At 64.3% G+C, this 6,394-nt stretch carries 8 protein-coding genes; 3 read left to right on the top strand and 5 right to left on the bottom strand.

The window, feature by feature from the left end:
- Positions 1 to 297 precede the first annotated feature (297 nt).
- A complete protein-coding gene (locus C8348_RS21120) occupies positions 298 to 1,011 on the bottom strand; it encodes a glutathione S-transferase N-terminal domain-containing protein (RefSeq protein ID WP_106755288.1) in 714 nt (237 codons plus the stop codon).
- A gap of 117 nt (positions 1,012 to 1,128) precedes the next feature.
- Positions 1,129 to 1,596 (bottom strand): GNAT family N-acetyltransferase, encoded by a 468-nt coding sequence (locus tag C8348_RS21115; RefSeq protein ID WP_106755296.1) that lies wholly within the window; start codon positions 1,594 to 1,596, stop codon positions 1,129 to 1,131.
- 217 nt (positions 1,597 to 1,813) lie between these two features.
- On the opposite strand from C8348_RS21115, the gene C8348_RS21110 reads away from it, so the two are divergent.
- Positions 1,814 to 2,020 (top strand): ParD-like family protein, encoded by a 207-nt coding sequence (locus tag C8348_RS21110; protein WP_106755287.1) that lies wholly within the window; start codon positions 1,814 to 1,816, stop codon positions 2,018 to 2,020.
- A gap of 1 nt (position 2,021) precedes the next feature.
- Positions 2,022 to 2,789, top strand: a complete 768-nt coding sequence (gene map, locus C8348_RS21105; RefSeq protein ID WP_106755286.1) for a type I methionyl aminopeptidase — start codon at positions 2,022 to 2,024, stop codon at positions 2,787 to 2,789.
- Between the two features lie 83 nt (positions 2,790 to 2,872).
- Here map and gatB read toward each other — a convergent pair whose 3' ends face one another.
- The 3 genes from gatB to fliK all read right to left on the bottom strand — a co-directional run bounded on the left by gatB (position 2,873) and on the right by fliK (position 5,764).
- Positions 2,873 to 4,354, bottom strand: coding sequence for an Asp-tRNA(Asn)/Glu-tRNA(Gln) amidotransferase subunit GatB (gatB, locus tag C8348_RS21100; protein WP_106755285.1), 1,482 nt, complete (start codon positions 4,352 to 4,354; stop codon positions 2,873 to 2,875).
- Between the two features lie 193 nt (positions 4,355 to 4,547).
- Positions 4,548 to 4,850 (bottom strand): EscU/YscU/HrcU family type III secretion system export apparatus switch protein, encoded by a 303-nt coding sequence (locus tag C8348_RS21095; protein ID WP_106755284.1) that lies wholly within the window; start codon positions 4,848 to 4,850, stop codon positions 4,548 to 4,550.
- Positions 4,847 to 5,764, bottom strand: a complete 918-nt coding sequence (gene fliK, locus C8348_RS21090) for a flagellar hook-length control protein FliK (protein WP_106755283.1) — start codon at positions 5,762 to 5,764, stop codon at positions 4,847 to 4,849. Before fliK ends, C8348_RS21095 begins: the two co-directional genes overlap by 4 nt.
- Between fliK and C8348_RS21085 the strand changes: the two genes are divergently transcribed.
- The gene (locus tag C8348_RS21085; RefSeq protein WP_106755282.1) at positions 5,763 to 6,347 is read left to right on the top strand and encodes a hypothetical protein; all 585 of its coding nucleotides are present in this window, start codon (positions 5,763 to 5,765) and stop codon (positions 6,345 to 6,347) included. The genes fliK and C8348_RS21085 overlap by 2 nt on opposite strands.
- The last annotated feature ends 47 nt before the right edge of the window (positions 6,348 to 6,394 follow it).

The following is a 6,394-nucleotide window of genomic DNA, read 5'->3' as shown; positions in this document are numbered from 1 at the left end:
GGTACGCTGCGTTCCTGCCTGTACTTTTTTACCGGGGTTTGCGATCAAACGGTCGCCGTGCCCCCCCCCCCCGGCCCCTCCCCCCGCGGGGGAGGGGAGCTGAGAGGCCTCGAGAACCGTCTGGCGACATTTGCGACAGCCCTGCGCCCTCTCCCCTACGTGACTGGGGACGCGAGGAGGCCGTGCTAATATTTCCCGCGTGTGGCATCACCTCCCGGCGCAAGCGCCGAAAGGGAAAGAGCAGACCGCGATGGGCCACGGTCATCGCGGTCCGATTTCGCCAAACGGACAGTTGCCTCAGCGGGCGCGCTGGTTGAACAGGACACCCTGCGCGTCCTTGTTGTCAGCCAGTTGCAGCTTCTCGCGTTCCTCGCGACCGGCGGCCAGTCCGCGCTGGACGGCCGGGCGGGCTTCGAGGCGCGCCTTCCACGCCTTCACATTCGGGAATTCCTCAAGATCCATGCCCTGATTCTGCCAGCCCTGGGCCCAGCCGATGATGGCCATGTCAGCAATGGTGTACTGACCAGCGGCGACATAATCGCGGCCTTCCAGGCGCTTGTTGAGCACGCCATAGAGACGATGCGTCTCGTTGAGATAGCGCGTCATGGCATATTCGATCTTTTCCGGCGCATAGATCCGGAAATGATGGTTCTGGCCAAGCATCGGGCCGAAGCCGCCCATCTGCCACATCAGCCATTCCTCGACCTCGACCCGGCCACGCTCGTCTTCGGGATAGAACTGGCCGAACTTGCGCCCGAGATACTGCAGGATCGCCCCGGATTCGAACACCGAGATCGGCGCTCCGTCCGGGCCCTCCGGATCGACGATGGCCGGCATGCGGTTGTTCGGGGCAATGGCGAGGAATTCCGGCTTGAACTGGTCACCCTTGCCGATGTTGACGAGCTTGAGATCGTAGGGCACGCCGAGTTCTTCCAGCAGGATGGAAATCTTCCAGCCGTTCGGCGTCGGCCAGTAGTGCAGTTCGATCGGCTGGGTCTGGGTGACGGTCATGCAAAGGCTTCCTTCCGTTGGCAGGCCCGAAAAGGCACCCGCATTCATCGTAAGAGACCGATAAATTAGGTCACGCCGTCTGGCCTTTCAAGGCGGGCAGCGTCTGGTCAGCCTGCATCAGAGCATCCTCTTGAAACCGAGATGGCTCTGGTCATAACCCAGTCTTTCATAGAACCGATGCGCATCCTTGCGCAAACTGTTGGACGTGAGCTGGACCATGCAGCAGCCATGCGCCCGCGCCAGTGTTTCGGCATGATGCATCATACGCGCACCAATGCCCTGGCTGCGCATGTCGGCGCGGGTGTGGACACTCTCGACCACGGCACGCGGACGGCCGCGAAACCCGAGGCCGAGGCTGAAAGTCAGTTGATAGGTTGCGACCACGCTGCCGTCGGTCGCATCGAGCACCACATAGATCGCGGTCTCGGGCGCCGCGAGGATGGCCGCAAAGGCATCGGCGTAGTCGGCCGGATCGTCGCTTTCCTTGCCGACCCGGGCCCCGACGGCCCCCGCATTCATCAGTGCCAGGATCTCCGGCAGGTGATCCGGCGTGGCCGGAACAATGGGGTAGCTTTCGTTGAACATGACGGCACCGGACAAACAGGAAGGGAGGCTGTGCAGTTCACTGGCACAGCACCGACGAGTTTTCCAGTGGCGGAATGGTGAATGTCGTGACCCGATGCAAACGCGCGCCACAACCGCCCTCTCCGGCTACAACAGGTTGCCCCCCGTTGAGCGAGCATTGCCATGAATATATGAATCGTATATGTTTCGTATACTAATCTCGCTTCAGGAGCATTCAATGGGAATCGTCAAGATCGGTGAGGACCTGCACGAGGATATCCGCAAGACCAGCGCCGTCATGTGCCGGTCGATCAACGCGCAGGCAGAGTTCTGGATGAGGATCGGGATGCTTGCCGAGGCGAACCCGGCGATGTCGTTCAACGAGATAATCAAGATGCAACTTGCCGCTGCCGACCTGAGTGCTGTTGACACAGAAGCCGCATGACATGGTGAAGACACCGGAGGAACTTGCTCTCATGCGCGTGTCCGGCCGGCTGCTAGCATCCGTTTTCGAAATGCTTGACACCCGGCAACTGGCAGGAATGTCCACCCTGGACGTCAATGATCTGGTCGACGCCTTCATCACGGTCGATCTTGGCGCGCGCCCTGCCAGCAAGGGGCAATATGGCTTTCAATATGCTTTGAACTGCTCGCTGAACCACGTTGTCTGCCACGGCATTCCGGATCCGGACGTGATCATCCGCGACGGCGACATCATCAATTTTGACATCACGCTGGAAACGAACGGTTTCATCGCGGACTCGAGCAAGACCTACATCGTCGGCAATGCCTCCCCCGCCGCGCGCCGACTGGTGCGTATTGCGCAGGAAACGATGTGGAGGGGCATTCGCCAGGTACGTCCCGGCGCCCATGTCGGTGACATCGGACATGCCATTGAAAAGCATGCCAAGAGCAATGGTTGCTCGGTCGTGCGGGACTATTGTGGCCACGGGATCGGCCGGGAGATGCATGAAGAGCCGCAGGTGCTCAACTATGGACGCCCCGGCACCGGGCCCCTGTTGCAGGAAGGCATGGTCTTCACGGTCGAGCCGATGGTGAACCAGGGAACGCGCAGGGTCGAAACTGAAGACGACGGCTGGACGGTTGTGACCCAGGACGGCAAGCTCTCGGCCCAGTTCGAACACACGGTCGCGGTCACCGCAGATGGTGTGGAGGTGCTGACGCTGCGCCAAGACGAACTCCGCCTTCGGTAGGCTGCAAGCGACCAGATCTCAGCAAACCTGGAAACGGGGGCAATAAGCCCCCGTTCACACCGCAGGTCACCGCAGTTCCGGGCTCACTCGATGCCGATCTTGGCCTTGAGCAGGTCGTTCACGGCCTGCGGATTGGCCTTGCCCTGGCTTGCTTTCATCACCTGACCGACGAACCAGCCGAGCAGGGTCGGCTTTTCGCGGGCCTGGGCGACCTTGTCCGGGTTGGCGGCGATGATCTCGTCAACCACGGCCTCGATGGCGCCGAGGTCGGTGACCTGCTTCATCCCGCGCGCTTCAACCACGGCAGCCGGATCGCCGCCTTCGGTCCAGACGATCTCGAACAGATCCTTGGCGATCTTGCCGGAGATGGTGTCGGACTTGATCAGGTCGATGATGCCGCCGAGCTGGGCAGCAGAAACCGGGCTGGTCTCCAGCGTCAGGCCTTCCTTGTTGAGGCGGCCGAACAGCTCGTTGATGACCCAGTTGGCCGCAAGCTTGGCATCGCGGCCCTTGGCAACATGCTCGAAGAAATCGGCGGAAACCTTTTCAGCCACGAGAACATCGGCGTCATAGGGCGTCAGGCCATAGTCGGCGACGAAGCGTGCCTTCTTGTCGTCCGGAAGCTCCGGCAGATGCGCAGCCAGTTCGTCGACATAGTCTTGCGTGAACTCGAGCGGCAACAGGTCCGGATCGGGGAAGTAACGGTAATCATGCGCTTCTTCCTTGGAGCGCATGGACCGGGTTTCGCCCTTTACCGCGTCATAGAGACGGGTTTCCTGGTCGATGGAACCGCCATCCTCGAGGATCGCGATCTGGCGGCGGGCTTCATACTCGATGGCCTGACCGACAAAGCGGATGGAGTTGACGTTCTTGATCTCGCAGCGCGTTCCGAAGCCTTCGCCCGGACGGCGGACGGAGACGTTCACGTCGGCACGCATGGAGCCCTGGTCCATGTTGCCGTCACAGGTGCCCAGATAGCGCAGGATGATGCGCAGCTTGGTGAGATAGGCCTTGGCTTCGTCCGAGGAGCGCAGGTCCGGCTTGGAGACGATCTCCATCAGCGCGACGCCGGAGCGGTTGAGGTCGACGAAGGACATGGTCGGATGCTGGTCATGCAGCGACTTGCCGGCGTCCTGCTCGAGATGCAGACGCTCGACGCCGACAACCACCTGCTCGTCCGGCATGTCGAGGACGATCTTGCCCTCGCCGACAATCGGCTGCTTGAACTGGGAGATCTGGTAGCCCTGCGGCAGGTCCGGATAGAAATAGTTCTTCCGGTCGAACACGGACTTGAGGTTGATCTGGGCCTTCAGACCCAGTCCGGTGCGGATGGCCTGGGCGACGCATTCCTCGTTGATGACCGGCAGCATGCCCGGCATGGCGGCATCCACAAGACTGACGTTGGAATTGGGATCCTTGCCGAATTCGGTCGAGGCACCGGAGAACAGCTTGGCGGCGGAGGTGACCTGGGCATGGACTTCCATGCCGATCACGACTTCCCAGTCGCCGGTCGCTCCCTTGATGAATTTTTTCGGATCGGGCGTACGTGCCTCGACAATCGTCATCTCGTCTCGAATCCTGTTCACATGCCAATTGGAACTTGCCACTCGGACCTCGCCTGCCGGATTTGGGCCACGGCGAAGGCCTGGCAGGGGGAGGCCTGCCGGGCGCGATCCTGTTTTGCCTAGACGGGAATTGCCTCCCCTGCAAGGGGGGAAGCGGCGCGGCGACGGATTAGCGCAAGCAGGCCGATGAATGTCAGCCCGGCGGCGGGTTGGGCGAGCGGCCACTGCGCAGGATGAAACCAATCAGGACCGCCACGGCCTGGTAGAGTTCGGCCGGGATTTCCTCGTCCAGCTCCAGTCCGGACAGGGCTTCGGCAAGATAGCTGTCGGCCTCGATCGGCACCCCGGCCTCCCGCGCGGCAGCGACAATGCGTTCGGCCACGGCTCCGCGCCCTTTCGCCGTGACGGTCGGGGCACCCTGCTTGTCATATTTGAGGGCGATCGCCAGACGGGGTGGCGGAACGGCTCCGGAGGCAGGCGGCAATTTCACACTCATGACAGGGTATCCCTGCGCTGGCCCCGGAGGGCTGCCGTCCGCTGGATCTGCAATCCGGCAAGCTCCAGCCCCTGTTCAGCAAACAGCGCGGCCAGCGTGTCCTGCATCGACTGGAAGGCCGCGAATGTTTCGGCCTGTTCGGCGCGCAGCACCACGGCAATGGACGCACCGCGCAGGCTGACCGCAGCCTCGACCGGACCGGTTGAGGGCAAAGCCAGCGCAAAACGCACGCGCCATTCTGAAGGTCCGGGCCCGGCGCTGCCCTGTCCGCCGCCCTCGCGGCCGATGCGCAGGCTGAGAAGCCGGGTTTCACCGCCGACGAGCAGTGGCAGATCCAGGGCAAGATCGGCGCTCTTCCCGCTGGCAGCGGAAGCGGTCGACGCTTCCCCTGCCCCGCTCGCCCGGCCACTGCCCTGCTGGCGGACGAGATCCTGCAGCAGCGTGTCCTCCAGCGCCTTGCCGAGGCGGGCCAGCGTGCCCTGGGCCTGGGCCTGTTCGCCGGTGCTGCGTGCCAGCTGGGTTGCCTCGCCGGGGGTCAGACGCGCGCCGGCCTGCTGCGGATCAGTCCGGGCGGCCGGGCGGGAGCCCCGGCCTGCGGGAGACGTCACCGCCTCCTGGAGGTCGGCAGCAAGACCGGCCAGCGACAGGAAAAGACTGCGCAGGCCATCGCCGCCGCCGCGGGGCAGGCTGGCCGGCGCGGCACCGCGCGGCGCGGCAAAGCCGGCCACAGTTTCCACGGCAACGCGCAAGGCAGCCGGGTCACGCGCCATCTCGACCGGCAGGCGCAAGGACCGCAGGGCCTCGGTCAGGGGACGGGCTTCCGCCGGCAGGCTGGGCGCGTCCGGTCCATCCAGAAGGCCCAGCACGGTGGTCATGGCCAGTTCCAGCCGCGCATTGGCGGGAACTGGCGGCATGGCCGCAAGCGGAGCGACTGCCGGTGCGGGCCGCGCGACAACCGGTGGAGCAGCGGACGGACGGGACGCGGCCGTGCTGGCCGTGTCCGGCTTGGTGGCCGTCAGTCCTGCCGGAGATGGCGGAGAAGGCGGCTGCGAGGGCGCTCCGACCGGGCTTGCGCCAGCGGGTGCTATCGGGGCCGGGGTGGCAGTGGAAGCGGCGGACGGTGCGGCCTGCGCACTGGCGCTGCCGGCTGTGTTCCCGGCGACGTTTTGGGCCACGTTGCCGGCAAGATTCCCAGACTGGCCACCGGATCTGATGCCTGCGCCGGTTGCCGGGGCCTGCGATGCCGAAGGAACTGTGGGATCAGGCCGGCCCGCAGGAACCGGCGACGCAGCCGGGGGGGCACCGGAGACAGTTCCAGAGGCAGCACTGGTTGGAGAACCAGACGCCGCATTGGGGGCCAGTCCGGATGCAGCGGCTGCAGCCGGGATGGTCGGAAAGGCCGGTGCCTGGGCAGGCTGGGAGGGCGGCGCGACAAGTGTTGCGCCGCCCGACGTTGGAGCAGCGCTCGCTGTCGCTGAGGATGGAACCGTCGTCTGAACAGGGGCCTGAGCGGGTGTCGCCCCTCCTGTCCGGACTGCCATGTT

The sequence above is a fragment of the Pannonibacter carbonis genome (assembly GCF_003012935.1).
Lineage (GTDB): Bacteria > Pseudomonadota > Alphaproteobacteria > Rhizobiales > Stappiaceae > Pannonibacter > Pannonibacter carbonis.
This window is presented reverse-complemented; position numbering and strand designations above follow the sequence as displayed.